The organism is Enterobacter sp. TCD1-1, assembly GCF_020567405.1.
Lineage (GTDB): Bacteria > Pseudomonadota > Gammaproteobacteria > Enterobacterales > Enterobacteriaceae > Enterobacter > Enterobacter quasiroggenkampii.
Window position 1 is genome coordinate 769,776 of record NZ_JAJCXF010000001.1, and the last position, 23,843, is coordinate 793,618.

Annotated in this window: 25 protein-coding genes and 1 riboswitch; of the genes, 8 read left to right on the plus strand and 17 right to left on the minus strand. The window is 58.7% G+C overall.

What is annotated here, in order from left to right; translation table 11 throughout:
- Window positions 1-11: 11 nt before the first annotated feature.
- The 3 genes from LJA86_RS03655 to LJA86_RS03665 all read right to left on the minus strand — a co-directional run bounded on the left by LJA86_RS03655 (window position 12) and on the right by LJA86_RS03665 (window position 4,440).
- Window positions 12-1,376: a glycoside hydrolase family 28 protein gene (locus LJA86_RS03655; protein WP_229225660.1), complete on the minus strand. Its 1,365-nt coding sequence runs from the start codon at window positions 1,374-1,376 to the stop codon at window positions 12-14.
- A gap of 219 nt (window positions 1,377-1,595) precedes the next feature.
- Entirely contained in the window at window positions 1,596-3,275 is a 1,680-nt protein-coding gene (locus LJA86_RS03660) for a hypothetical protein (RefSeq protein ID WP_229225661.1), read from the minus strand.
- A gap of 163 nt (window positions 3,276-3,438) precedes the next feature.
- Entirely contained in the window at window positions 3,439-4,440 is a 1,002-nt protein-coding gene (locus LJA86_RS03665; protein ID WP_048027328.1) for a magnesium transporter, read from the minus strand.
- Between the two features lie 60 nt (window positions 4,441-4,500).
- Window positions 4,501-4,670, minus strand: a riboswitch (M-box (ykoK) riboswitch).
- Window positions 4,671-4,829: 159 nt separating this feature from the next.
- On the opposite strand from LJA86_RS03665, the gene LJA86_RS03670 reads away from it, so the two are divergent.
- Window positions 4,830-5,333, plus strand: coding sequence for a DedA family protein (locus LJA86_RS03670; RefSeq protein WP_048222448.1), 504 nt, complete (start codon window positions 4,830-4,832; stop codon window positions 5,331-5,333).
- 1 nt (window position 5,334) lies between these two features.
- Here LJA86_RS03670 and LJA86_RS03675 read toward each other — a convergent pair whose 3' ends face one another.
- Complete coding sequence (locus tag LJA86_RS03675; protein ID WP_229225662.1) at window positions 5,335-6,084, minus strand: SDR family oxidoreductase; 750 nt, start codon at window positions 6,082-6,084, stop codon at window positions 5,335-5,337.
- Between the two features lie 100 nt (window positions 6,085-6,184).
- Here LJA86_RS03675 and LJA86_RS03680 point away from each other — a divergent pair, with 100 nt between their 5' ends.
- Window positions 6,185-6,544: a winged helix-turn-helix transcriptional regulator gene (locus tag LJA86_RS03680; RefSeq protein WP_045908318.1), complete on the plus strand. Its 360-nt coding sequence runs from the start codon at window positions 6,185-6,187 to the stop codon at window positions 6,542-6,544.
- 1 nt (window position 6,545) lies between these two features.
- On the opposite strand, the gene LJA86_RS03685 is transcribed toward LJA86_RS03680, so the two are convergent.
- Window positions 6,546-7,340, minus strand: a complete 795-nt coding sequence (locus LJA86_RS03685) for an SDR family NAD(P)-dependent oxidoreductase (RefSeq protein ID WP_045908317.1) — start codon at window positions 7,338-7,340, stop codon at window positions 6,546-6,548.
- Window positions 7,341-7,464: 124 nt separating this feature from the next.
- Window positions 7,465-7,908 carry a winged helix-turn-helix transcriptional regulator gene (locus LJA86_RS03690; RefSeq protein ID WP_045908316.1) on the minus strand — a complete coding sequence of 148 codons (444 nt, stop codon included), beginning with the start codon at window positions 7,906-7,908 and terminating at the stop codon, window positions 7,465-7,467.
- Window positions 7,909-8,060: 152 nt separating this feature from the next.
- Here LJA86_RS03690 and agp point away from each other — a divergent pair, with 152 nt between their 5' ends.
- The gene (gene agp / locus LJA86_RS03695) at window positions 8,061-9,302 is read left to right on the plus strand and encodes a bifunctional glucose-1-phosphatase/inositol phosphatase (protein WP_229225663.1); all 1,242 of its coding nucleotides are present in this window, start codon (window positions 8,061-8,063) and stop codon (window positions 9,300-9,302) included.
- A 33-nt stretch (window positions 9,303-9,335) separates the two neighbouring features.
- On the opposite strand, the gene LJA86_RS03700 is transcribed toward agp, so the two are convergent.
- Entirely contained in the window at window positions 9,336-9,563 is a 228-nt protein-coding gene (locus LJA86_RS03700; RefSeq protein WP_008499832.1) for a YccJ family protein, read from the minus strand.
- 20 nt (window positions 9,564-9,583) lie between these two features.
- Window positions 9,584-10,180, minus strand: coding sequence for an NAD(P)H:quinone oxidoreductase (gene wrbA, locus LJA86_RS03705; RefSeq protein ID WP_229225664.1), 597 nt, complete (start codon window positions 10,178-10,180; stop codon window positions 9,584-9,586).
- Between the two features lie 391 nt (window positions 10,181-10,571).
- On the opposite strand from wrbA, the gene LJA86_RS03710 reads away from it, so the two are divergent.
- The 4 genes from LJA86_RS03710 to LJA86_RS03725 all read left to right on the plus strand — a co-directional run bounded on the left by LJA86_RS03710 (window position 10,572) and on the right by LJA86_RS03725 (window position 12,636).
- Window positions 10,572-10,742, plus strand: coding sequence for a general stress protein (locus tag LJA86_RS03710; RefSeq protein WP_229225665.1), 171 nt, complete (start codon window positions 10,572-10,574; stop codon window positions 10,740-10,742).
- A 117-nt stretch (window positions 10,743-10,859) separates the two neighbouring features.
- On the plus strand, window positions 10,860-11,777 hold the full coding sequence (locus LJA86_RS03715) for a DMT family transporter (RefSeq protein WP_229225666.1): 918 nt from the start codon (window positions 10,860-10,862) through the stop codon (window positions 11,775-11,777).
- A gap of 61 nt (window positions 11,778-11,838) precedes the next feature.
- Entirely contained in the window at window positions 11,839-12,108 is a 270-nt protein-coding gene (locus LJA86_RS03720) for a DUF1778 domain-containing protein (protein WP_008499829.1), read from the plus strand.
- Between the two features lie 6 nt (window positions 12,109-12,114).
- Window positions 12,115-12,636, plus strand: coding sequence for a GNAT family N-acetyltransferase (locus LJA86_RS03725; RefSeq protein WP_229225667.1), 522 nt, complete (start codon window positions 12,115-12,117; stop codon window positions 12,634-12,636).
- Window positions 12,637-12,709: 73 nt separating this feature from the next.
- Here LJA86_RS03725 and rutG read toward each other — a convergent pair whose 3' ends face one another.
- Genes rutG through rutA form a run of 7 tightly spaced genes read right to left on the minus strand, consistent with a single transcriptional unit; the run spans window position 12,710 to window position 18,144 of the window.
- Window positions 12,710-14,032, minus strand: coding sequence for a pyrimidine utilization transport protein G (gene rutG, locus LJA86_RS03730; RefSeq protein WP_229225668.1), 1,323 nt, complete (start codon window positions 14,030-14,032; stop codon window positions 12,710-12,712).
- Window positions 14,033-14,053: 21 nt separating this feature from the next.
- A complete protein-coding gene (gene rutF / locus LJA86_RS03735; protein WP_023327078.1) occupies window positions 14,054-14,548 on the minus strand; it encodes an NADH-dependent FMN reductase RutF in 495 nt (164 codons plus the stop codon).
- A 9-nt stretch (window positions 14,549-14,557) separates the two neighbouring features.
- The gene (locus tag LJA86_RS03740) at window positions 14,558-15,148 is read right to left on the minus strand and encodes a malonic semialdehyde reductase (RefSeq protein WP_023327079.1); all 591 of its coding nucleotides are present in this window, start codon (window positions 15,146-15,148) and stop codon (window positions 14,558-14,560) included.
- Window positions 15,149-15,157: 9 nt separating this feature from the next.
- A complete protein-coding gene (gene rutD / locus LJA86_RS03745; protein ID WP_229225669.1) occupies window positions 15,158-15,958 on the minus strand; it encodes a pyrimidine utilization protein D in 801 nt (266 codons plus the stop codon).
- Between the two features lie 7 nt (window positions 15,959-15,965).
- Window positions 15,966-16,352 carry a pyrimidine utilization protein C gene (gene rutC, locus LJA86_RS03750; protein WP_008499822.1) on the minus strand — a complete coding sequence of 129 codons (387 nt, stop codon included), beginning with the start codon at window positions 16,350-16,352 and terminating at the stop codon, window positions 15,966-15,968.
- A gap of 11 nt (window positions 16,353-16,363) precedes the next feature.
- Window positions 16,364-17,053: a pyrimidine utilization protein B gene (gene rutB / locus LJA86_RS03755; protein WP_045908308.1), complete on the minus strand. Its 690-nt coding sequence runs from the start codon at window positions 17,051-17,053 to the stop codon at window positions 16,364-16,366.
- Window positions 17,053-18,144, minus strand: a complete 1,092-nt coding sequence (gene rutA, locus LJA86_RS03760; protein ID WP_023617762.1) for a pyrimidine utilization protein A — start codon at window positions 18,142-18,144, stop codon at window positions 17,053-17,055. Before rutA ends, rutB begins: the two co-directional genes overlap by 1 nt.
- 245 nt (window positions 18,145-18,389) lie before the next feature.
- Between rutA and rutR the strand changes: the two genes are divergently transcribed.
- Entirely contained in the window at window positions 18,390-19,028 is a 639-nt protein-coding gene (gene rutR, locus LJA86_RS03765) for an HTH-type transcriptional regulator RutR (protein WP_008499819.1), read from the plus strand.
- Here the strand turns inward: rutR and LJA86_RS03770 are convergent.
- Together LJA86_RS03770 and putA are read right to left on the minus strand one after the other, a co-directional pair.
- Window positions 19,025-19,420 carry a lysozyme inhibitor LprI family protein gene (locus tag LJA86_RS03770; protein WP_063621350.1) on the minus strand — a complete coding sequence of 132 codons (396 nt, stop codon included), beginning with the start codon at window positions 19,418-19,420 and terminating at the stop codon, window positions 19,025-19,027. The genes rutR and LJA86_RS03770 overlap by 4 nt on opposite strands.
- Window positions 19,421-19,519: 99 nt before the next feature.
- Window positions 19,520-23,482: a trifunctional transcriptional regulator/proline dehydrogenase/L-glutamate gamma-semialdehyde dehydrogenase gene (gene putA, locus LJA86_RS03775; protein ID WP_048027352.1), complete on the minus strand. Its 3,963-nt coding sequence runs from the start codon at window positions 23,480-23,482 to the stop codon at window positions 19,520-19,522.
- Window positions 23,483-23,843: the final 361 nt, after the last annotated feature.

Sequence of the window (23,843 nt, forward strand, 5' to 3'; positions counted from 1 at the left end):
AGGTTCCACCTTTATGCACAGGCGGAGTCGGTGATGAGGTTCTGAACGTTAAGCAGGACGGTTTTTTCCGCGTTCCAGCCTGCAGGCAAGGGCACCGGTCGGCAGAGGTGCGTGGCGCAGAGCCGCAGCCCGCTTACGCCGTTGGCGTAAAAAATGGGCATACCGCCAGGGTAGGGCTCTACCCCATGCGCACGGCCGGTAGACGGATTGATGTTGTAGGCGTTGTCCAGCCCCATTCCGGTGGGACGCGCGGGGTTGCACGGCGGACGAATATCGTAGAAGCCTTGTTCCTGCGAGTCGCTGAGGCATTGTTCAACGCAGAGACCATTAAACATGACGTCGCGAATGTTGCCCGGCGTGTCGCTGTGCAGGTTAATCGCACCTTCAGCGTGGCCTGCAAGGTTACTGAAAATGACGTTTTCGATGGCGCCAGGCTGAACCTCTGGCGCACGGTGGCGTACCGAAATATAGATCGGGTCGGCTTTTCCCCAGTGACAGGGATGGCCGTGACGGCAGTCAAACAGAATATTGCTGAACACCAGCCGTTGAAAACGCCCCCCATCGCGTGAGACCAGCCCAATACCCCGGTTGGACTCAAAAATCGTGCAGTTGCTGACAGTGATGTTCTGAATATCGGCAAAGGTTTCCGTACCGATTTTGATGGCGCAGCTTTTGGAACGCACAATACAGTTGTTCACCGTTACGTTACGAATGGGCTGCTGTAGCGGCGCGGGTTTCCGGGTGGTTTTCAGGCAAATCCCGTCGTCGGCGGCGCTGAAGTAGCTGTCGCTGATATGGACGTGCTGGCAACTGTCGATATCGAGCGCATCGGTGTTGGCGAGCGCCAGGTCATTATCAATGGTGATGTTCCGGACAAAAACGTGGTTGCAGCTCACCAGGTGAGCGGTCCACATCGGCGAGTTATGCAGGGTAATATCCTGCAGGCGTACCTGTTCGCAGCCTTCAAACACCACCAGTCGCGGGCGCTGTGATTTAGGCTGGCGATAGCCCTGGTCATCCGCATCTGATGAAAACCAGCTTGCGGCGTCTCCATCAATTTTTCCTTCTCCACTCAGCGTGATGTGCTGCTCGCCACGGGCGTAAAGGAGCGCCATGTTTGACATTTCTGCGAGCGTCACCGTCTCCGTATGCTGGTAATCGGCAGGGTTTGCGCTGGCGCGCAGGCAGGCACCGGCTTCCAGATGCAGGGTAAAATGAGAGGGTAAAACCAGCGTACCGGTGAGCCAGATGCCGGGCGTCACGACCAGCGTTCCGCCCCCGGCGGAGGCTATCTCATCGATAAGCTGTTGCAGTTGCGCCGTCAGTACCGTATTGCCACTGCGATCGAGTGGCGCATTGTCTAAAGAAATTTTCATCGTCATTCCTGTTCATCAACATGATGACCAGGATTTAACGCGTTTTTACCGTCGCCGGAGTGCGCAGAAACGGTGCTTCTTGACGTAACGGTGAAGCACTTCACGTTTGATTTCTGAAGGACAATTAATTATTGAAAATTGTCACATTTCGCGTTTTTTCAGACCGAAAGGGTGTTGCAAAAAAGAGAAATCGTGGTTGTCAGAGACGCAGGTAAGGGATTATGAACGCCCTCTCAGCGACGTTAATTCATGGCTCAGACTGTCAGCCAGCGCACGTACCCGCGAGGCATCAAATAACACATGCAGACCGGGTGAGGCGTCAGCGTGTTTCTGGCAGTAATCCTCCATTTCACAGGCGCATCGATAAAGCTCCTGAATATTGATATGGCTAATCTCCTGCATGCTCCAGCTGTTCTCGACCTCACGGGCATAGCGCAGCGTAAAGAACGCCTTTTGCGCATGTAAAAAGAGACGACAATAGAGGGTAAAGCCCTGCCACTCTTCATACCAGCGACGTTCAAGCGAGCGGGGAAACGCGGCGCGTTTTACGAAATGCAGTGCCGCTTCCTGAAGCGCGGCGGCAGCGTTGCCCGCCTCGTCTTTCTCCCTTGCGATACGTGACAGGCAAGCGGCGGACGTTTCTGGATCGTTGCGATCGAAGGTGATTGTCCGTTCTGAGCCAGGCAGCCAGTAATTGCGGTTTAGCTGGCCGTAAAGGCTCCACACCGCCTGGCCATAGCTTTCGGGTACCTGGCTGTGACGATGGAAAACGTGCTTGCGGACATAAATAGCGCTGTATAACACCTGTCCCGCTTGCTCAAGCAGGGAACAAAATGTCTCTAAGGTCTGCTCGTCGGGTTGCCAGCCATAGCTTTCGTGTAGCCAGTCGGTCATCAGCTGCGCTTTCGTCAGCGTTGTCCCCTCGTTGCTCAGCATTCTGCTGCAGGCCACCAGATTACATTCGCTGAGCGTCCCCATGATCCAGTGGTTATCCAGACTTTCCCAGCTCACTTTGCATACTGCGCCAGTGATGGCCGGGTTACTGCGACACCAGAGCAACCGCCCCTGGAGTTCATCAATACGTGGGAATGGAAAGATGCCCCAGCCAACTTCTTCCCCGACCAGGTCGATCTCTGTCCAGACCTCGCGCTCCCGAACCTCCAGCAGTGCGGGGTTATTAGGAAAGGATGGCCAGAAACGTTCGGGGGTGAGCTTGATCGAGACGCTGACGTTCGCCGGTAAGGGACGGATGGCCTCCAGCACGTTGCCAAGATCGTGGTTATCCGCCGGAAATACACGCAGCACCAGATGTTTATTTTCCTGCTGCATCACGCGGGAGAGGGCAGTGAAGCAGCAGCTATAAATCATGAAGCTGCGATCGTCGCGTTGTAACGGGACGGATTTTTCCGTTGATGGCTGCTCCCAACTGGGGCGTGAGACAGGCAGCAATCCGTCGGTATTAGAAATCGCAATCATCAGGCCGCTGAGAGACGGAATGCGCTGGCAGATCTGTGAAATCTTATCCGCAAGGTAGCTGCACCAGAAGTCCACGTCGAAGCGTACGCCCTGGTTGGGATCAAACAGGTGCGGATGGGAAAGCAAGAGATCGGTTGGAAAGTTGAGCTCTTTGGCCTGGAGGTAAAATCGCAGCCCCTCACGTCGGCACAGCTGGCCCAGGCGGTTGAGATAAACGCAGCGCGCCCGCTGCTGGCTGGATAAGCGGTCATTATAGTGATGTGGCGTATACCCTTTCGGTGTGGCAAGCAGATTAAAGAGGTCAGCCTGCCCGACAATGAGGGTATTGAAGCCATGGGCTACAGCCCACTCCACCAGTTCACCGGTTTTATTCCAGTCCCAGTAAGCCTGGGTATTCAGTTCTACCGCTCGCGTCTGCCACATATCCCTGTCCATTCGTCCGACGAAAACAGGGTTACTATCTCGCTTTAGTTATGCTTTTCGCAAGCAGAGCAATACGTTCCGGAATTTATAAAGACGAACTGACTGCTCAGTTCGTCAGTAAGGTGTGTTCAACCTCCAGTGGGAGGTTGAGGCGCGCGATCGTTCACTCCAGCCCCAGCGTATATTGCGCGATCTTAAAGTAGATAATCAGCCCGGTACCGTCGATAAGCGTCGCGATAAACGGTGCGGAGACGACCGCCGGGTCAATGCCGCAGCGCTTGAGCACCATTGGAATGACGGACGAGACAATGGCGCTCCACAGCGTAATGCAGACCAGCGTCAGGCTGACGATGAGCGTAATTTCCAGCCCTATACCCATCATCCAGGCGCGGATGCACCCGGCAAGACCCAGCGTGGCGGCAATCATCAGCGAGGTGGTCATCTCTTTACGCAGCACGCGGCCCACGTCGCGCAGACGCACTTCCCCCAGCGCCATGGCGCGCACCAGCGTGGAGGTGATCTGCGTCCCGCTGTTGCCGCCCGTTCCGATCAGCAGCGGAATGAAGAACGCCAGCGCGATGGCGGACTCCAGCGCCTCTTCAAAATGCTGAATAACCGAACTGGTGTAGGCTTCGGCGACAAACAGCAGCAGCAGCCAGACGGAGCGTTTTTTCCACAGGCTATACGGGCTGGTCTCCAGATAAGGCTTCTCCAGGGGTAGCGTCGCCCCCTGTAGCTGGGCATCTTCGGTGACGTCATCTTCCAGCAGATGGGCGATTTCGCGCTCGGTCAGGCAGCCGACGAGCTTGCCGTGGGTGACCACGGGTACGACATCCGCGCCGCCGTGCGCCAGCAGTCCGGCAACATCGGCACGTTCATCTTCCGGTTTGACCTGCAAAAACTGCGAAATCATCAGCGATTTCACCGGCTGCACCGTATCGGTGGTCTGCAGCAATTTGCGCACGGCAACCATCCCCGCCAGGCGGCCATGGTCTTCGATAAAAATATGCGACGGAATATCATCGTCTTTTAATTTTTCGAAGAATTGCTCGCGCGCCAGCGCCACGCATAATGCCATATCGAGGACGATAAAATCGGTATTCATATATTGCGCGATCGCGCTGTCATTGAATGCCAGGTTTTGGTTGTGAATAGCGTAAGACATAGTGAATTCCCTTTGAATAATAAAATCTCTCAGGGGCGAGCAAGACAGGGCATGTCGAAGAGGAGATCCCCACGTCCTGGGTTCAGCACTGTACACCGTATCCCGCGAGGGAAGTTATACTGACAAAGCCTTGATTCGACAGTGCCTGTTTTACCCTGTGTCGATTCTCTCGAACCTACCAGAGCGATAACGTGTATTTGTACAGGAGCCTCGCCATAACGAGATCGTTGTAAAACGAGAGGAATAATACGCTTATTTAATGTTACCGCTCAGGAATTTAAAAAATGTTTAAGAACGGTTTAGGAGAATATTATTAATAGAATGTTGAGGGTTTATTTAAGGTTATTCATTTTAAATGGAGAATTAAATAATTAACGGGGGAGGGGAAAATGGCGTGGCTTGATAATCTGCTGAATCATTTTGCTCTGTATCCGGCACATCTGTTCGCGCTGTTATTTATGATGGCGCTGAGCAAGTCGACGGTGCTGATCTCCTCCGTGCTGCCGCCTGCCTCGGTCATGCTGCTGGCGGGCATTACCGTCAGCCAGGCAAGCATGCATCCTGCCCTGGCGTGGCTGGCCGTGGTGATGGGGGCAACGGCGGGCTCGGCGCTGAACTACCACTTAGGACAGCGGATGGGGCACACGCGCTGGATGACCCGCTTCACGGCAAAACACGCCGGTAAATTTCTGCGGGTGCAGCATCAGCTACAAAAAAACGGGGTGCTGGTGCTGTTCACCGCGCGCTTCCTGGCGGTACTGCGCTACATCGTGCCGCTGGCGGCAGGCATGCTCAGGCTGAACGTGGTGAAAGTTTACGGCGTGAGCCTGGCCTCTGCCGCCGTATGGGCGGCGCTGTATGTCGGCATCGTCACCGGCATCAGCGCCTTTTGAGTTACAGGCTCCCCATTCCGCCGTCCACCAGCAGTTCTGTTCCTACCGTGTAGCTCGATTCGTCGGAGGCGAGATAGAGCGCGGCTTTTGCCAGCTCCGTCGTCGAGCCCATTCTGCCCAGCGGCACCAGCGTGATGATCTCCGCCATCATTGCGTTAAGCGCCTCTTCGCTTAAGCCCGTTTTCGTAAAGGCCGGGGTTTCCACCGGACCGGGGCTCAGGCCGTTGACGCGGATCCCGCGCGGCAGCAGCTCCGCCGACAGCGTTCGCGCCAGCGACAGCAGGGCGGCCTTGCTCGCGGCATACACGCTGCTGGTGGGCAGGCCGATGCGCGCGCTCACGGAGCCGCAGAGGATCACCGACGACGGGTTATTCAGCAGCGGCAGCAGCGCCTGGATTAAAAAGAACGGTCCCTTCAGGTTGATGTTCATCAGACGGTCCCAGGTCTCTTCCTGCCAGGCTTCCAGCGGCGAGTGCGTCACGTCGCCGGCGTTGAGAAAGACCGCGTCCAGGCGTGGCCAGCGGGCGGCGATGGTTGTCGCCAGCGCTTTTTGCGACGCGATATCGCCCGCATCGGTTGGGATCACCCAGGCCTTATCGCCCAGAATGCGCTCTGCTTCGGCGAGGGTGTCCGGGTTGCGTCCGGTCACGGCGACGTGCGCCCCTTCGGCGATAAATTCCTGCGCGGTGGCGAGACCGATACCGCTGGTGCCGCCGGTAATCAACGTATACTTATCGGTTAAACGACCCATGTTCTTCTCCTGAAATGTCACTGGAGAAAGCACTATAGAAACGTTAGTATCGAAAGGAAACCAGGTACCAAATGGATACTAAAGAGGCAAGAGGTGTGCTATGGCAGAAATGCTGGAGGAGTGCTGTGAAAAAAAATCTGAGGCCTATACCTGCCCGATGACGCAGTTTGTAAACCTGATTTCCGGCAAATGGGCAATCCCGATCCTCTATCGTCTTATTGTGATTAACACGCCTGTCCGCTTTGGCGACCTGCTGCGGGCGGCTGCCCCCATCACCCAGAAAGAGCTGACGAAGCAGCTGCGTCTGTTTGAACAGCGCGGGCTGGTGACGCGGACGGTCTACCCGGAGATCCCGCCGCGCGTGGAGTATCAGATTACCGGGCTGGGGTTAACCCTGCAGGATGCGCTCGCGCCGCTGGCCGCCTGGATGAGCGAGTACGGCGACCAGCTTCAGCGTTAGGCTACTGTTTTACGTAGCGCGGTGCCGGGATGCCGGTGCGCGCGCTGCTAAACAGCTCAAGGCGCGCCGCTTCGTAGCGGTCCCACAGGCCTGCATCATGCATCGGCGGGATGGTGATCGGTTCGCCCTGATCCAGACCCGCCAGCGACGCATCCACCATATCGTCGGTGGTCATTACCGATCCTTCCGGCAGATCGTCCACCGTGACGCCTGAATGGCTCCAGATCTCCGTTGCGGTGGCGGCGGGCAGCACGGCCTGAATGCGCACGCTGCTGTCGGCAAATTCTTCCTGTAGCCCACGGGTAAAGCTCAATACCCACGCCTTCGTGGCGCTGTAGAGCGCGCTGCCCGCCCGGACGTGCAGCGCCAGCACGGACGCGATATTGATCAGCGTGCCGCGATTGTTCTGTGCCAGGCGCGGCAGGATGGCGTAGGTCAGACGCATCAGCGCCGTGGTGTTCAGGGTGTTAATGGCCTGATGCTGCGCCACCTCGCCCGCGAGGAACGGTGCCATCTGCGCGGTGCCCGCGTTGTTAATCAGCGTATCAATGGCGGTATTGCTGCGCAGTTCGTCTTCCACCGCCCGGATCCCGGCTTCATCGGTGAGATCGGCCACCAGAATATCGACGGCCACGCCATAGCGTGCGCGCAGGTCGGCGGCGAGGGCTTTCAGGCGATCCTCGCGGCGGGCGACCAGGACCAGGTTAGCACCGCGCGCGGCAAGGCGATCGGCATAGACGGCACCGATCCCGGAAGAGGCACCCGTAATCAGGGCGGTGGTGATTTGCGTAGTCATCGTGCATTACCTCAGGCAAAGTGGGTTATTTGGTTTCAATATGAAACTGAATTAACTCTCGGCTATTTGGTTTTATAATGCAACCATATTGGCGATCATTTTGTGCTTTTGCCGTCGGGAACGGTCAGGAGGGGAGTTTAGCCACGATCTCTTCAGGCGTCAGTTCGCGGCCATCGTCGGCGATAAGCGCCAGTTTACGCAGGGGTTTGCGCTGTTCGCTATCGACCAGCACGGTGCCGCATTCGTTTTCCGCGAACAAAAATTCATTGCCCCACTGGGACAGGGCAACCAGCACGGTCTGCAGGGCGCGTCCCTTGTCGGTCAGGACGTATTCCTGCCAGGCGCTGCCGTCGGAGGCGGGCTGAAGCCGGAGAATGCCTTCGTCCACCAGCAGCTTGAGCCGCGTGGTCAGCATGTTTTTCGCGATACCGAGGCTTTTCTGAAACTCGCCGAAGCGTTTAATCCCGCGGAGCGCGTCGCGGACGATCAGCAGCGACCACCAGTCGCCGATGATATCCAGCGAACGGGCGACGGGGCAGGTGCTCTCTTCAAGGCGGGTACGTTTCACAGCGAATTCTCCGGTGGGGTATGGTTTTATTATAAAACTAATCCGTACACACCGTAAGCACGTTAATCATCAGTTTGAGAAATGCTTCCCGGAAAATTGTGACGAATCTGTCACACTGAGCGCGACATTTTAAAACGAGTGAGGAATTAGGGATGAGAAAAGCACTACTCGCGCTGGCAGTCGCCGGTTCCATTTCAGCAACGTTTGGCGTGCAGGCGCAAGAGACGCCGGAAGGGTATCAGCTGGAGCAAGTTTTAATCATGAGTCGCCATAACCTGCGCGCGCCGCTGGCTAACAACGGCAGCGTGCTGGAGCAGTCCACGCCGAAGCAGTGGCCGGAGTGGGAGGTGCCGGGCGGTCAGCTCACAACCAAAGGGGGCGTGCTGGAGGTCTATATGGGCCATTACATGCGCGAGTGGCTGGCGCAGCAGGGGATGGTGAAGACGGGTGAATGTCCAGCGGCGGATAGCGTTTACGCCTATGCTAACAGCCTGCAGCGCACCGTCGCCACCGCGCAGTTCTTCATTACCGGCGCGTTCCCGGGCTGCGATGTGCCCGTGCACCATCAGGAAAAAATGGGCACCATGGATCCGACATTTAATCCGGTGATCACCGATAATTCGCCGGAATTCCGCGAAAAAGCGCTCAAGGCGATGGAGGCGGAACGGCAGAAAATGCAGCTTGGCGAAAGCTATAAGCTGCTGGAGCAGATGACGAACTACGCCGACTCGCCGTCCTGCAAAGAGAAAAAGGTCTGCTCGCTGGCGGATGCGAAAGATACCTTCAGCGCCGACTATGAAAAAGAGCCTGGCGTATCCGGGCCGCTGAAGGTGGGCAACTCGCTGGTGGATGCGTTCACGCTGCAGTATTACGAAGGCTTCCCGGCCGACCAGGTCGCCTGGGGAGAAATCAAAACCGACCAGCAGTGGCGCGTGCTGTCGAAGCTGAAGAACGGCTATCAGGACTCGCTGTTTACCTCCACCGAGGTGGCGCAAAACGTGGCGAAACCGCTGGTGAAATATATCGATAAAACGCTGGTTACCGACCAGGCGAAAGCGCCGAAAATCACCCTGCTGGTGGGGCATGATTCGAACATTGCTTCCCTGCTCACCGCCCTCGATTTCAAACAGTATCAGCTGCACGATCAGCAGGAACGTACCCCGATCGGCGGCAAGATTGTCTTCCAGCGCTGGCATGACAAAAATGCCAACCAGGAGCTGATGAAAATTGAGTATGTCTACCAGAGCTCAGAGCAGTTGCGCAACGCCAGCGTGCTGTCGCTGCAGTCTCCGGCACAGCGCGTGACGCTGGAGCTGAAGGGCTGCCCGGTGGATGCGAACGGCTTCTGTCCTGTCGATAAATTCAATGCGGTGATGAATAACGCGGCGAAGTAAGAGAGAACCCCCCGCTGCGGCGGGGGGAAACGCTTAGACGTTTTTACGTTCGATGGTTTGCTCACCCCAGAAGAGCGAGTCTTTGTCCGTTTTTTCGAAGGCGCGCACCAGCACCTCATCGTTACCTTCCTCCCAAATCTGCTCGGCCAGCTTTTCATCGTATTTCGCGACTTCAAAGATAGCTTCGGCAATCTCCGGAGAGGTGTTGCGTAAACTTGCCCATTCGCCCACGTGGTGAGCTTTGGATTCTTGAGTTGGCATGCTTGTCCTCCTGTTGGGTGTTAGCCGTTCAGTTTTTTGGCCAGACCCGCGACGTATTCACCCTGATAGCGGGCGATAGACAGTTCTTCATTGCTTGGCTGACGTGAGCCATCCCCACCGGCAATGGTGGTTGCGCCGTACGGCGTACCGCCGCGCATCTGGGAAACGTCAAACAGCTCCTGCGCGCCGTAGCCAATCGGCACAATCACCATCCCGTGATGAGCAAGGGTAGTCCAGGTTGAGGTAATCGTCTGCTCCTGACCGCCGCCGGTCCCGGTAGAGCTGAATACGCTGGCGAGTTTGCCGTAGAGCGCCCCGGATGCCCAAAGTCCGCCGGTTTGATCGAGGAAGGTGCGCATCTGGCCTGACATGTTGCCGAAGCGGGTCGGGGTGCCGAAGATAATGGCATCATAATCCGCCAGCTCCTGCGGGGTGGCGACCGGGGCGTTTTGCGTTTTTCCCCCGGCTTTCGCGAAGGCTTCCGCCTGCATGGTTTCCGGTACGCGTTTCACCACAACCTCTACGCCATCAACCCTGTTTGCACCTTCTGCTACCGCGTGAGCCATGGTTTCAATGTGTCCATACATGGAATAATAGAGCACCAGAACTTTTGCCATTTTGCTTCACTCCTCGTTGGTTTCTCTGACAGCGGATCGCTGCGCTCTTTTAAAGATATGTCATCACAGCCAGACTGCAAAAATGAACGCCATTTATTTGATTTATAACAACATGAGGAGAAAAATGACTTTGTAGCAAAATGATACAACTTTCCCGGTGCGGATTTTTAAAATGATAAGAAAGGCTTATGAATAGCCGTCGCGTCATCTCACCCGAAAGACTGAGATCATGTTGCAGGATATTACCTTCGGCTTGCCGGATAACCTCATTCCACTAAGCTTAGTTTCACGCGGCACAGATAAAGGCGTTGTCCTTGAGCCGCGAGGTGAAAGAATCCTCTTTTACTGAATGCAATATGATGTCTAATGTTTCACATTCTGGAGGTTAGAGATGGCAAACCATCGTGGTGGTTCAGGTAATTTCGCAGAAGACCGTGAAAGAGCATCAGAAGCAGGCCGTAAAGGTGGCCAGCATAGCGGGGGGAACTTCAAGAATGACCCGCAACGCGCATCTGAAGCTGGCAAGAAAGGGGGGAAAAACAGCCGCGGCAGCAGTAAGTAACACGCCGGGTTGAACCCCTGCCGCCGGGATATCCCGGCGGTTTTTTTATTTCTGCAACATTGAACTGTAACCAAAGGCAACGCACACTACAGAATTGTTCTCATTTGCTGGTGCCGCATGTCTGTCTCACGCTTTAAATTCTCCGTAAAACCGCAGGAAGCCATCCTCATTCTCATCACCATGTTCTGGGGCGGGACGTTTCTGGCCGTTCAGTACGCGGTGACCCTTAGCGATCCGTTCTTTTTTGTTGGTCTGCGCTTTGCAACGGCGGCGATAGCCGTGGGGCTGATGTCCCTTAACACGCTGCGGGGTCTGACGCTCAAAGAGCTTAAGGCGGGCGTGGCGATTGGGGTGGCGATCGCGATGGGCTACAGCCTGCAGACATGGGGATTGCAGACCATCTCCAGCAGCAAATCCGCGTTTATCACCGCCATGTATGTGCCGCTGGTGCCGCTGCTGCAGTGGCTGTGCCTGGGGAGGCTGCCGGGTCTGATGTCCTGTATTGGCATCGTGCTGGCGTTTATCGGTCTGATTTTGCTGGCCGGGCCGGAAAACAATCTTCTGGCGCTGGGGCCGGGCGAGATCATCACCCTGATTGGGGCGGTTGCGATTGCGGCGGAAATTATCCTGATCAGCGCCTGGGCGGGCAAGGTGGACGTTAAGCGGGTGACGGTGGTGCAGCTCGCCACGGCCTCGCTGGTGGCCTTTGCGACGATGATTCCGGCAGGGGAGTCCGTACCGCCGATGTCCACCGGCCTGGTCGTGGTGGCGCTGGGGCTGGGGATCTTCAGCGCCATTATCCAGGTCACCATGAACTGGGCGCAGCGTAGCGTATCGCCGACCCGGGCAACGGTCATTTACACCGGTGAACCGGTCTGGGCGGGCATTTTCGGGCGACTGGCCGGGGAACGTCTGCCGCTGCTGGCCCTGGTGGGCGCGGCGTTTATTGTCGCCGGGGTGCTGGTGAGCGAGTTGAAGCTCAGAAAGCGTCGGAACCCGGTGAGCGACATGACTGCTGAAGAAGGTTTAGATTGAAAAAACAGACGGGTTTATCTACGATATGTACGGATAAATACCGTACACGGTGAAGTAAACCATGCCAGCACTGAAAAAACAGCGTATCGATCTTCGCTTAACGGACGAAGACAAAACAATGATTGAAGAAGCGGCAGCGATGACGAATCAAACGATCACCCAGTTTATGGTGAACAGTGCGTCAGAGCGTGCAGCGGAAGTTATCGAGCAGCACCGCCGTCTCGTATTAAACGAAGCATCATGGAATGCCGTGATGGATGCCATCGACAATCCGCCAGAGCCAAATGAACGCCTGAAGCGAGCGGCAAAACGTCTTCGAAACATGGAGTGAAGCGTCGTGGAAAATCTCACGATCGAAATGTTTTCAGAGGGAAAAGATTATGATTTCAGGGACTTCGATTGTGGTGAACCCTCGCTAAATGTCTTCCTCACAGAACATCTGGTGCGTCAGCACAATGGGCGTATTTTACGAGGCTATCTGCTTAAAGATCGCGATTGTCCGCGAGTCCTGGGCTATTACACGTTATCGGGAAGTTGCTTTGAAAAAGCGATGCTGCCTTCCAGGACTCAGCAGCGTCGGATCCCTTATAGCAACGTACCGAGCGTAACGCTGGGACGTCTGGCGATACATAAAGAGCTGCAGGGACAGGAGTGGGGAACGACGCTCGTCACGCATGCCATGCGGGTTGTCTATCTGGCATCGCAGGCGGTGGGCGTACACGGAATATTTGTTGATGCACTCAACGACCAGGCAAAACAATTTTATCTGAAGCAGGGCTTTATTCCGCTGACGGATGAAAACAGCCATTCTCTTTTCTTTCCTACAAAATCTATCGAACGACTGTTTGAGCAGGTGTGATTGCCTGACATAAAGGTGTTCTTAGCGAACATAAAGGTCGGGTAAGGCGTCGCCGTCACCCGACATTGAGATTTCACGACTCCTGACGCACCACCTCGCCCTGCGGCGCAGCGGCCATCCGGCGGCTCAGCAGGGCGTTAAGCAGGATCGCGCCAAAGGTCGCCGTGCCAATCCCGCCGATCGTAAACCCGCCCAGCGTCAGGGCAAAATCGCCCGCGCCCAGCACCAGCGTAACGGCCACCATAATCAGGTTGCCGTTCTGGCTGAGATCGACCCGATGCTGCACCCAGATCCGCGCGCCGGCCACGGCGATCAGCCCAAACACCACGATTGAGGCTCCGCCGATCACCGGTGACGGAATGGTGTGGATCAGCGCGCCGAATTTCGGCGAGAAGCCGAGCAGCATCGCCATCACCGCCGCCGCGACAAAGACCAGCGTCGAATAGACTTTGGTCACCGCCATCACGCCGATATTCTCGGCATAGGTGGTGACGCCGCTGCCGCCGACTGAGCCCGAAAGCATGGTCGCCAGCCCGTCGCCGACGAACGCGCGGCCCATGTACGGGTCCATACTGCGTCCGGTCATCCCCGCGACCGCCTTCAGGTGACCCAGGTTTTCCGCCACCAGGATCACCGCCACCGGGGCGATGAGCATCATCGCCTGGGTGTTAAAGGTGGGGGAGGTGATCTGCGGCAGGCCGAACCAGGCGGCCTGATGCAGCAGGGTAAAATCAACCGGCTTGCCGAGACCAAAAACGTTCGCCAGCAGGGCGTACACCAGACAGGCAACAATCAGCCCGACCAGGATCAGCAGCCGCTGGATCATGCCTCGCGTAAATACCGCTACCAGGCCGATGCACAGCACGGTCACGACGGCCATCCAGCTTTCAAACGGCGAGCCGGAGACGCTTTTCACCGCGATCGGCGCAAGGTTAAGGCCTATCGCCATCACCACCGCGCCGGTAACCACGGGAGGCATCAGGCGTTCGATCCAGCGCGTACCGATTTTCATCACCACCAGACCAATCAGGGTATACACCAGACCACAGGCGATGATGCCGCCGAGGGCCACGCTCAGGTTGGGGTTGATTCCCTGGCCGTTAAATCCGGTGGTGGCGATCACCACGCCGACAAAGGCTGCGCTGGATCCCAGATAGCTGGGCACGCGCCCGCCGGTGACAAAAAAGAACAGCAGGGTGCCGATACCGGACATCAGAATCGAGAGGTTGGGATCGAGTCCCATCAGCATCGGCATCAGCACCGTGGCGCCAAACATGGCGACCGCGTGCTGGACGCCCATCACCATCGTCTGCCCGAGCGGGAGGCGTTCATCCGGCGCGACCACGCCAGCGTCTGTGGAGGTCGATTTCAACTGCCAGTGGGGAAATCCGAACATGGTCTGTCTCCTTAGAGCGCCTTAACAGGCGGGTCGCATCAGCGCGTGGTAGCCGCGGTCAAACCACACCAGGCCCTGCGGCGCGGGGTGGCGAATAATCGAAACGATGTCGCAAAACAGAATGTCATGGGTACCGACGCTCACCACCTGGCTGATGCGGCAGTCAAACGAGGCCAGCGCATCCTCCAGACGCGGGCAGCCGGTGTCGCCCGTCTGCCAGCGGGCGGCGGCAAAGCGTTCTTCCATCGGCGTTTTGCCGCCAAACAGGTTTGAGAGCGGCTCCTGTCCGGCGCTGAGGGTATTGACGCACAGCGTGCGGTTCTCGCTGAACGTCGGCCAGACGGACGCGCCGCGGTTCAGGCACACCAGCAGGGTGGGCGGTGAATCCGTGACGCTGCACACCGCGCTGGCGGTGAAGCCTGCCATCCCCGCCGGACCGTCGGTGGTGATGATGTTCACCGCCGCGCCGACGCAGGCCATGGCATCGCGAAAGGTTTGTTTATCCGGTGTAGTCATCATCGCTCCTTACGCCAGCCCGCAGGCATCGTCGAAGGTCAGGCGCGGCAGGCGGCCGTAAAGTTTGCCCGGGTCGCCGTAGCCGATGTTGATCAGCAGATTGCTTTTAAGCGTCGTGCCGGTGAAAAAGGCCTCGTCGACCTTTTGGCGGTCAAAGCCCGACATCGGGCCGGTGTCCAGCCCCAGCGCGCGACAGGCGAAAATCATGTAGGCGGCCTGCAGCGAGCTGTTGCGAAAGGCGGTCTCTTCCGCCAGCGCGGGGCTTGCGGTAAACCAGCTTCTGGCATCGCCGTGCGGGAACAGTTCAGGCAGGCGCTCGTAGAACTCACTGTCCCAGGCGACAATCGCCGTGACCGGGGCGGTGAGCGTTTTCTCCAGGTTGCCGCTGGAGAGCGCCGGGCGCAGCTTCTCTTTTCCCTCCGCGCTTCGCACAAACACAATCCGTGCCGGGGAGCAGTTGGCCGAGGTTGGCCCCCATTTCATCAGGTCGTAGATTTCGCGCAGCGTCTCGTCGCTGACGGCAATATCCTGCCAGCCGTTATGGGTGCGGGCGCCGGTGAACAGCGTTTCCAGCGCGGTGGGATTAATGGCTTCGCTCATTACAGCTCCTTATAAAGCGGGTTCATGACTGTGCAGCAGGCTGGCCAGCCCGTTCAGCAGCAGGGTGTTAAAGGTGTCCGGCTCGGTGACGTTGCAGGCGTGCCCACCCTGGCGCATCACCGCGCTGTGGCTGTGCGGGATCGCTGCCTGCAGCTCAGACGAGCAGACAGAGGGCACCAGCATGTCGTCGGCGGAACAGATGATCTGGACCGGGCAGCGAATGCGCGCCGCATGGCGGCTGAAGTCTGCCTTTTTCAGGGCGCTGAGCCGGTGTAGCAGGTTGGCTTTGCCCTGGAAATGGGCCAGCGCCAGCGCTTCTTCGGCCTCCAGGCGGGGAGCGCGAGCGGCCATCCAGTCTGCCGGGTAGAGAAACAGCGGCTGCGCCTCAACCCACGCCTGCGGGCCACCGTAATGCAGCAGGCGCTCGCGGATCTGAAAGCAGCGGCGGGTATGCGCGTTGAGGGTCAACCAGCCGTTGACGCACACCAGCGAGGTGAGGGCGTCGGGGCGGTCGAGGGCCAGCTGCAGACCGACCAGTGCCCCCAGCGCATGGCCGACAATGCTGTAGCGCGCGATCCCGGCCTCAGCCAGCGCCTGGGCCAGTTCATCCGCCATCTGTGCCAGGCTGTAGCCTTCCGGCAGGGCGTCGGGGTTAGTGCCCGTTCCACGCTGGTCATAGCACACCACCTGATACTCCGGTTCCAGCGCGGCCAGCTGGGGCAACCAGTAGCTGCCGCTGCCGCCGAGACCGGCAATAAGGACCACCACGGGCGCACCCTCATACGGGGGCGGTGAGACGGAGAGTTTCATGGCCGCCTCACTTCGCGATGTGCGCAACGGTGGCGATCTCAACCAGCGCGTCTGGCTTCACCAGCCCGCACTGAATGCAGAACCGGGCCGGTTTATCGCCGGGAAAGAACTCCGCGTAGATTTCATTAATCGCGGCGTAGTTTTTCCAGTCGGTGATAAAGATGCTGTTGAAGGTCACATCCTCCATCGTGCCACCCGCCGTTTCGATCACGGTTTTGATCGTCTCCAGCACGTGGCGGGTTTGCGCCTTTGGGTCGTTGATAAACACCACATTGTTGTCTTTATCAAACGGCAGCGTGCCGGAGACATACACCACGCCGTCGGCGAGGGTGCCGGGGACAAACGGGGCGATTGGCGTGCTGGTGCCCGGTGGGATGATTACGGATTTCGGCATCGTGTGACTCCTCAGGCGATACGGGCGAGCGGGGGATTCAGGGCGTCGCAGAAATCCGCAACGTTACTGACCCAGCCAAAAAAGGTTTCGATATTGAACAGGGCCGCCTTCTGAGCGAAATCCGGCCCGGCCTGATGGGTCGCGTCTTCCAGCACCACGCCGAAATACTCGAGGAAAAAGCCGTCGCGCAGGGTCGACTCCACGCAGACGTTGGTGGCAATGCCGGTGAAGACCAGGTGGCGAATGCCCCGGCTGCGCAGCAGGCTGTCGAGAGGCGTGTTGAAAAAGCCGCTGTAGCGCGGTTTCGGCAGGACAATATCACCCGCCTGCGGGACCAGCTCATCCACCAGCTGATAATCCCAGCCGCCCTTCGCCAGCAGCTTGCCCTGCAGTTCGGGCCGCTTGCGCATGGTTTTCAGGGCGTTCGACTTGTGGAAGTTCGGTGAACCGGGGCCACCGGCCTCAACGTACTGGTCATCCCAGCCGTTCTGGAACCATATGATAAGCATGCCCGCAGCGCGCGCGGCGGCGACGGCGGTTTTGATGTTCGCTATCACAGGCTGCGTAGCGGAGACGTCGAAGCCCGCCAGATCAAGATAACCACCGGGGCTGGCGTAGGCGTTTTGCATGTCCACCACGATCAGCGCGCTCTGCTGTGGCGTGAAGGTAATGGCTTCCGGGCGTGCATTAAGGGTTGTCATTACGCCACCTCCTTCGTGACGGCAGGGATGTGGGCGCGGCACTGCATCAGCGGCTGGATGCGCTCGCCGAAGGTCTCCACGCCGGTGAGGAAGTCATCGAAGGTCAGCAAGACGCCTTCCGCACCGGGAACGGCCGCCACTTCATCGAGCATTCTGGCAACGCTGGCGTACGAGCCGACCAGCGTGCCCATGTTGATATTGACGGCGGAGGTCGGGTCGGCCATCTGACGAACGTTGGTATCCGCCCCGGAGCGGGTGTCCTTCTGGCTCTGCTCGGTGAGCCAGCTCAGGGCTTCCTCGTCGGCGCCGTCCTTATAGCGCTCCCATTTTGCGCGCGCGGCGTCGTCGGTTTCGTCGGCAATCACCATAAACAGCACGTAGGAGCCCACGTCGCGCCCGGTTTTGTCGGCGGCTTCTTTCATGCGCGCGGCGGTCGGGGCGAAGGCGGCAGGCGTGTTAACGCCTTTACCGAAGCAGAAGTTAAAGTCGGCGTATTTCGCCGAGAACTCCATTCCCGCGTCGCTCTGCCCGGCGCAAATCACCTTCATCGGCACCGACGGCTGCGGGCTGACGCGGCAGTCGTTCATGGTGAAGAAGTCACCCTTGAAATCGCTTTTGCCGGTACCCCACAGATCGCGCAGGACCTGCACGTACTCGGTCAGGTAGTCGTAGCGACGCGAGAAGTAATCGTCACCCGGCCAGAGCCCCATCTGCTCGTACTCGGGTTTTTGCCAGCCGGTCACCAGGTTGACGCCAAAGCGTCCGCCGGAGATGGAGTCGATGGTGGAGGCCATGCGCGCCACGATCGCCGGGGGCAGGGTGAGGGTGGCTGCGGTGGCGTAGATCTGGATCCGCGAGGTGACCGCGGCCAGCCCGGCCATCAGGGTGAAGGACTCCAGGTTGTGATCCCAGAATTCGGTTTTGCCGCCGAAGCCGCGCAGCTTGATCATCGAAAGCGCAAAGTCGAAATGGTAGTGCTCCGCTTTCTGCACGATGGCTTTATTCAGCTCAAAGGTCGGCATGTATTGCGGTGCAGTGGTCGAGATAAGCCAGCCGTTGTTGCCGATGGGTACAAATACGCCAATTTTCATCACGAACCTCTCTTCATTACGTCGCAGGTATAACGGTGTTTTTGCAAAGGCAGTGCCAGTTTTGAAAATGGCAGTGTTATTAATGTGTTAATCAGAGGTCGGAGGTTTGATGCGATTAAATGTGGACTAACTGGTCAAAAACATTGCACAGAAAACAGGCATTCATGCGCGATCGGAGTGCAGGATGTCGTGGCGAGACGGGGGTTTTGCTATGCTGAGGGCAACGCAGAATAAGGAGAGCGGGAATGACACAAGGCGCAGTGAAAACACCAGGTAAACGTTCGCAGGCGGTGAGCGCCAAGAAGCAGGCGATCCTCAGCGCGGCGCTGGAGACCTTTTCGCAGTTTGGCATTCACGGCACGCGCCTGGAGCAGGTGGCGGAGCAGTCCGGGGTATCCAAAACCAATCTGCTCTACTATTACCCGTCGAAAGAGGCGCTGTATGTTGCGGTGATGCAGCAGATCCTCGATATCTGGCTGGCCCCGCTGAAAGCGTTCCGCGAAGAGCTGGCCCCGCTGGTGGCGATCAAAGAGTACATTCGCCTGAAGCTGGAGGTGTCGCGCGATTACCCGCAGGCATCACGGCTGTTTTGTCTTGAGATGCTGCAGGGGGCGCCGCTGTTGCAGGCGGAGCTGACCGGAGATTTGAAACAGCTGGTGGACGATAAGTCGGCCATTATCGCCGGATGGGTGGCCAGCGGAAAACTGGCCCCGGTCGATCCGCATCATCTGATCTTTATGATTTGGGCCTCCACGCAGCATTACGCTGACTTTGCGGCCCAGGTCGAGGCGGTGACCGGAAAAACGCTCCAGGACGAAGCTTTTTTCCACAGCACCCTGGAAAACGTGCAACGGATGATTATCGAAGGGATCCGCTTGCGCTAGTTCCCCGGTGGGAGAGGGCAACTTAAGTCGCCCTCTTCACACTGCATCAGCGAGGCCAGAAACGCTTCGCGCTCCACGGTTTTCTCCGCCAGGCACTGATTCACGATCATCGGCTGAACGCTGCCGCCTTCCGTCCCCGAACCGATAAACGCACAGTCCGCGTCGCGCAGGGCAATCCAGGCCTGCTGCGCCTTTTTCAGCAGCTCGCGCTGGGGAGTTTCCGCGCGCTTGACGGCGGCCTGATAGGTCTGGTTGAGTTTTTTATCGGCAGCCTGGTATTGCTGCGCGCTACAGGTATTCAGTTCAAGCTGAGTGGTCGCTTTGTCGCACTCGTCGGCCAGCGCGCTGGCGCTCAGCAGCAGTGCTGCGCCTGCGAGAAATACTCTTTTCATCTTTCCCTCAGTAAAAAAGCCGGATGCGCTGCGCTTATCCGGCCTACGGTTGTTTTGTCGCCCCGGTAAGCATAGCGCCACCGGGAAGAGTTTACACGATTAACCGATGGTCATCAGGCTGGCGTTACCGCCTGCCGCCGCGGTATTGACGCTGAGCGAGCGCTCCACGTACAGACGCTCCAGCAGCAGGTTGGTTTCCCCGCGCGCGAAGCCCTGCACCGAAACAATTGCCCCGCTGCGGGCCGCAACCTGCTCGCACAGCTCGCGCAGCTGATCGGAATCACCGTGATATATGACGGCATCAAACGGCTGCGTCAGCAGCGCATCGGCTTTCGCGAAGTGGATACGGGCCGAGACCGCCTTCGGCAGCTGTTTGGCGAGATCGCGATGCAGCGCATCGTCCGGCCACAGCACTTCACACCCGGTGGCCATCGCGGCGGCCAGCTGTACCAGCGCGTCCTGCTCGTTATCCGCCACGCACAGAACGCGCTCGCGCGGCATCAGCGTCCAGGTATTGCGCTCGCCGGTCGGCCCCGGCAGCAGACGCTGCGTACCGGCCTGTGCCAGCTCGCCATACTGCTGCGCCACGGCACGCAGTTCAGGACGTTTTTCCGCCCAGGCGATCAGCGCTTCCAGCGGCTGGGTCAGCACGGTTTTCAGCTGCGCATCCACCGGATACTCCGCATCCTGACGCGCCAGGGTGACGCCCAGCGCGTTCTCAGGACGGTTCGCCAGCAGACGGTACAGATAGAGCGGACCGCCCGCTTTCGGGCCGGTACCGGAGAGACCTTCACCGCCGAACGGCTGCACGCCCACGACCGCGCCAACCATGTTGCGGTTAACGTACAGGTTGCCCACTTTGGCGCTGCCGGTTACCTGCGCGATGGTCTCGTCGATACGGGTATGTACGCCGAGCGTCAGGCCATAGCCGGAGGCGTTGATCTGCTCAACCAGCTCGTTGAGGTTGTTACGGTTGTAGCGCACCACGTGCAGCACCGGACCGAAGACCTCTTTTTTCAGCTCGTCGAAGCTTGCCAGCTCGATAAGCGTAGGCGGCACAAAGGTGCCGGAACGCCACTCGCGGGCGTCTTCGCTGTTGTCTCGCACCGCCTGGAACACCGGACGGCCTTTCGCGCGCATGGCCTGAATGTGGTTTTCAATATTGGCTTTGGCTTCCGCGTCGATCACCGGCCCGATGTCGGTGGTGAGACGGCCCGGGTTGCCCATGCGACATTCGGCCATCGCGCCGCGCAGCATCTTCAGCGTGTGGTCCGCCACGTCATCCTGCAGGCACAGCACGCGCAGGGCGGAGCAGCGCTGACCGGCGCTGTCGAAGGCGGAGGCCAGTACGTCAACCACCACCTGCTCGGTGAGGGCGGAGGAGTCAACGATCATGGCGTTCATGCCGCCGGTTTCCGCGATAAGCGGAGTAGGACGACCCTGCGCATCCAGACGGGTGGCAATATTGCGCTGCAGCAGCGAGGCCACTTCGGTCGAACCAGTAAACATCACGCCGCGCACGCGGTTATCGGAGGTCAGTTTGGCGCCCACGGTTTCACCGCGGCCCGGCAGCAGCTGGACCACGCCCGCCGGTACGCCTGCTTCCAGAAGAATGTTGATGCCCTGCGCGGCAATCAGCGGGGTCTGCTCTGCCGGTTTTGCCAGCACGCTGTTGCCAGCGGCCAGGGCGGCGGCAATCTGGCCGGTGAAGATCGCCAGCGGGAAGTTCCACGGGCTGATACAGACGACCGGGCCGAGCGGACGGTGGGTTTCGTTGTCGAAATCATCGCGCACCTGACCGGCGTAGTAGTGCAGGAAGTCGACCGCCTCGCGCACTTCGGCGATGGCGTTGCTGAAGGTTTTACCCGCTTCGCGCACCAGAATGCCGATGAGCGACTGCATCTGGTCTTCCATCAGCACCGCCGCGCGCTCCAGAATGGCGGCACGTTCCTGCGGCGGGGTGGCGAACCAGATAGGGGCGTTATTCACCGCGCTGTCCAGCGCCTGATCCACTTCCGCATCGGTGGCTTCACGCACGTAGCCGACGATATCTTTTGGCTCAGCCGGGTTGATGACTGGCTGCATGTCGCCGTCAGCAACGGGCTGCTCCAGCATCGGTTTGGCTTGCCACTTCTGCAGCGCGCTGTTGAGCAGGGCAGAAGAGAGGGATGCCAGACGGTGTTCGTTGGCGAGATCCAGCCCCGCCGAGTTGACGCGGCCTTTGCCGTACAGCTCGCGCGGCAGGGCAATCTTCGGATGCGGCAGGCCAATCTGGCCTTCCTGGGCCGCCATCTTCTCGACGGCCTGCACCGGATCGGCGACCAGCTCGTCGAGCGGCAGCGTGGTATCGGCGATGCGGTTAACGAAGGAGGTGTTCGCGCCGTTTTCCAGCAGGCGACGCACCAGGTAGGCCAGCAGGGTTTCGTGGGTACCTACTGGGGCATAAATTCGGCACGGGCGGTTCAGCTTGCCGTCCGCCACTTTACCGGTCACCTGCTCGTACAGCGGTTCACCCATGCCGTGCAGGCACTGGAATTCGTACTGGCCCGGGTAGTAGTTCTGCCCGGCCAGGCTGTAGATTGCCGCCAGGGTATGGGCGTTGTGGGTGGCGAACTGTGGATAAATCAGGTTCGGCACGCCAAGCAGCTTTTTCGCGCAGGCGAGGTAAGAGACGTCGGTGTAGACCTTGCGGGTATAAACCGGATAGCCTTCCAGCCCTTCCATCTGGGCGCGTTTGATTTCGCTGTCCCAGTAGGCCCCTTTCACCAGGCGGATCATCAGGCGACGGCGGCTACGGCTGGCCAGGTCAATCAGGTAATCAATGACGAACGGGCAGCGTTTCTGGTAGGCCTGGATAACGAAACCGATGCCGTTCCAGCCCGCCAGCTCCGGCTCGAAGCACAGTTTTTCCAGCAGATCGAGGGAGATCTCCAGACGGTCGGCCTCTTCGGCGTCGATGTTGATGCCGATGTCATACTGGCGCGCCAGCAGGGTCAGGGACTTCAGGCGCGGGTAGAGCTCTTCCATCACCCGGTCGTACTGCGCGCGGCTGTAACGCGGGTGCAGGGCGGAGAGCTTAATCGAGATGCCCGGGCCTTCATAAATACCGCGACCGTTGGACGCTTTACCGATGGCGTGGATCGCCTGCTGGTAAGAAACCATGTAGGCCTGCGCGTCGGCGGCGGTCAGCGCCGCTTCGCCGAGCATGTCGTACGAATAGCGGAAACCTTTATCTTCCAGCTTGCGGGCGTTCGCCAGCGCTTCGGCAATGGTTTCTCCGGTCACAAACTGTTCGCCCATCAGGCGCATCGCCATGTCCACACCTTTGCGGATCAGCGGCTCGCCGCTCTTGCCGATGATGCGGTTCAGGGAGCGTGACAGGTTGGCTTCGTTATGGGTGGAGACCAGTTTGCCGGTAAACAGCAGACCCCAGGTGGCGGCGTTAACAAACAGCGACGGGCTGCGGCCAATGTGCGAATGCCAGTTACCGTTGCTGATCTTGTCGCGGATCAGCGCGTCGCGGGTGGCTTTATCCGGAATACGCAGCAGCGCTTCCGCCAGGCACATCAGCGCCACGCCCTCCTGAGAGGAGAGGGAGAACTCCTGAAGCAGACCCTGAACCATCCCGGCGCGGCCGGTGGCGGTCTTCTGGTTACGCAGTTTGTCAGCCAGCTGGTACGCCAGGCTGTGCGCCTGCGCGGCAACGGCTTCCGGCAGACGAGCCTGCTCCAGCAGCATCGGTACGGCGTCGGTTTCGGCGCGACGGTACGCGCCGGTAATGGCGGCGCGGCTGACGGACTGCGGCAGGATCTGCTCGGCGAATTCCAGGAACGGCTGATGGCTCTCGTCGCCAGCGGCCGGCGCTTCCTCGCTTTCATTGGCGGCGCCGGCGAGCAGGGCAGGCAGCTCCGGCAGGCCCTCGTCGCTCTCGAGTCTTTCGAGATAGTTAAAAATCGCCTGCTTAATTAACCAGTGCGGCGTGCGGTCAATGCGGGTTGCTGCGGTCTTAATCCGTTCGCGGGTTGCGTCATCCAGCTTAACCCCCATGGTGGTCATACCCATGCCAAAGCTCCTGTTGTGCTTTCATCGTGTTTGGTCGTTAGCGTGAAATATCCACCATGTTGCAACTTTGTGCAACCGTGTTAAATGTGACCTGGTTTGCAACCCGGGAAATGAATGAATTGTTAACGGATGGTTAGCTGGAAAAACGTGCTGCCTTTGTCCCGGGAAGCCTGTTTTTATGCGGGAGTTAACACTTTTAAAAGGTGCAACCCGTAAAAGCGTGAGCGAGTGCAACCTATAGGAAACTCGTATCAAACCGAGGATGAAATTGATGTAAATGCAGTGTTAAATCGTTTGTCAGCGGAGGGCGCATACGGCAGGATAGCGCGCCTCACCGAAACACAAGATACCGTCACCTCGT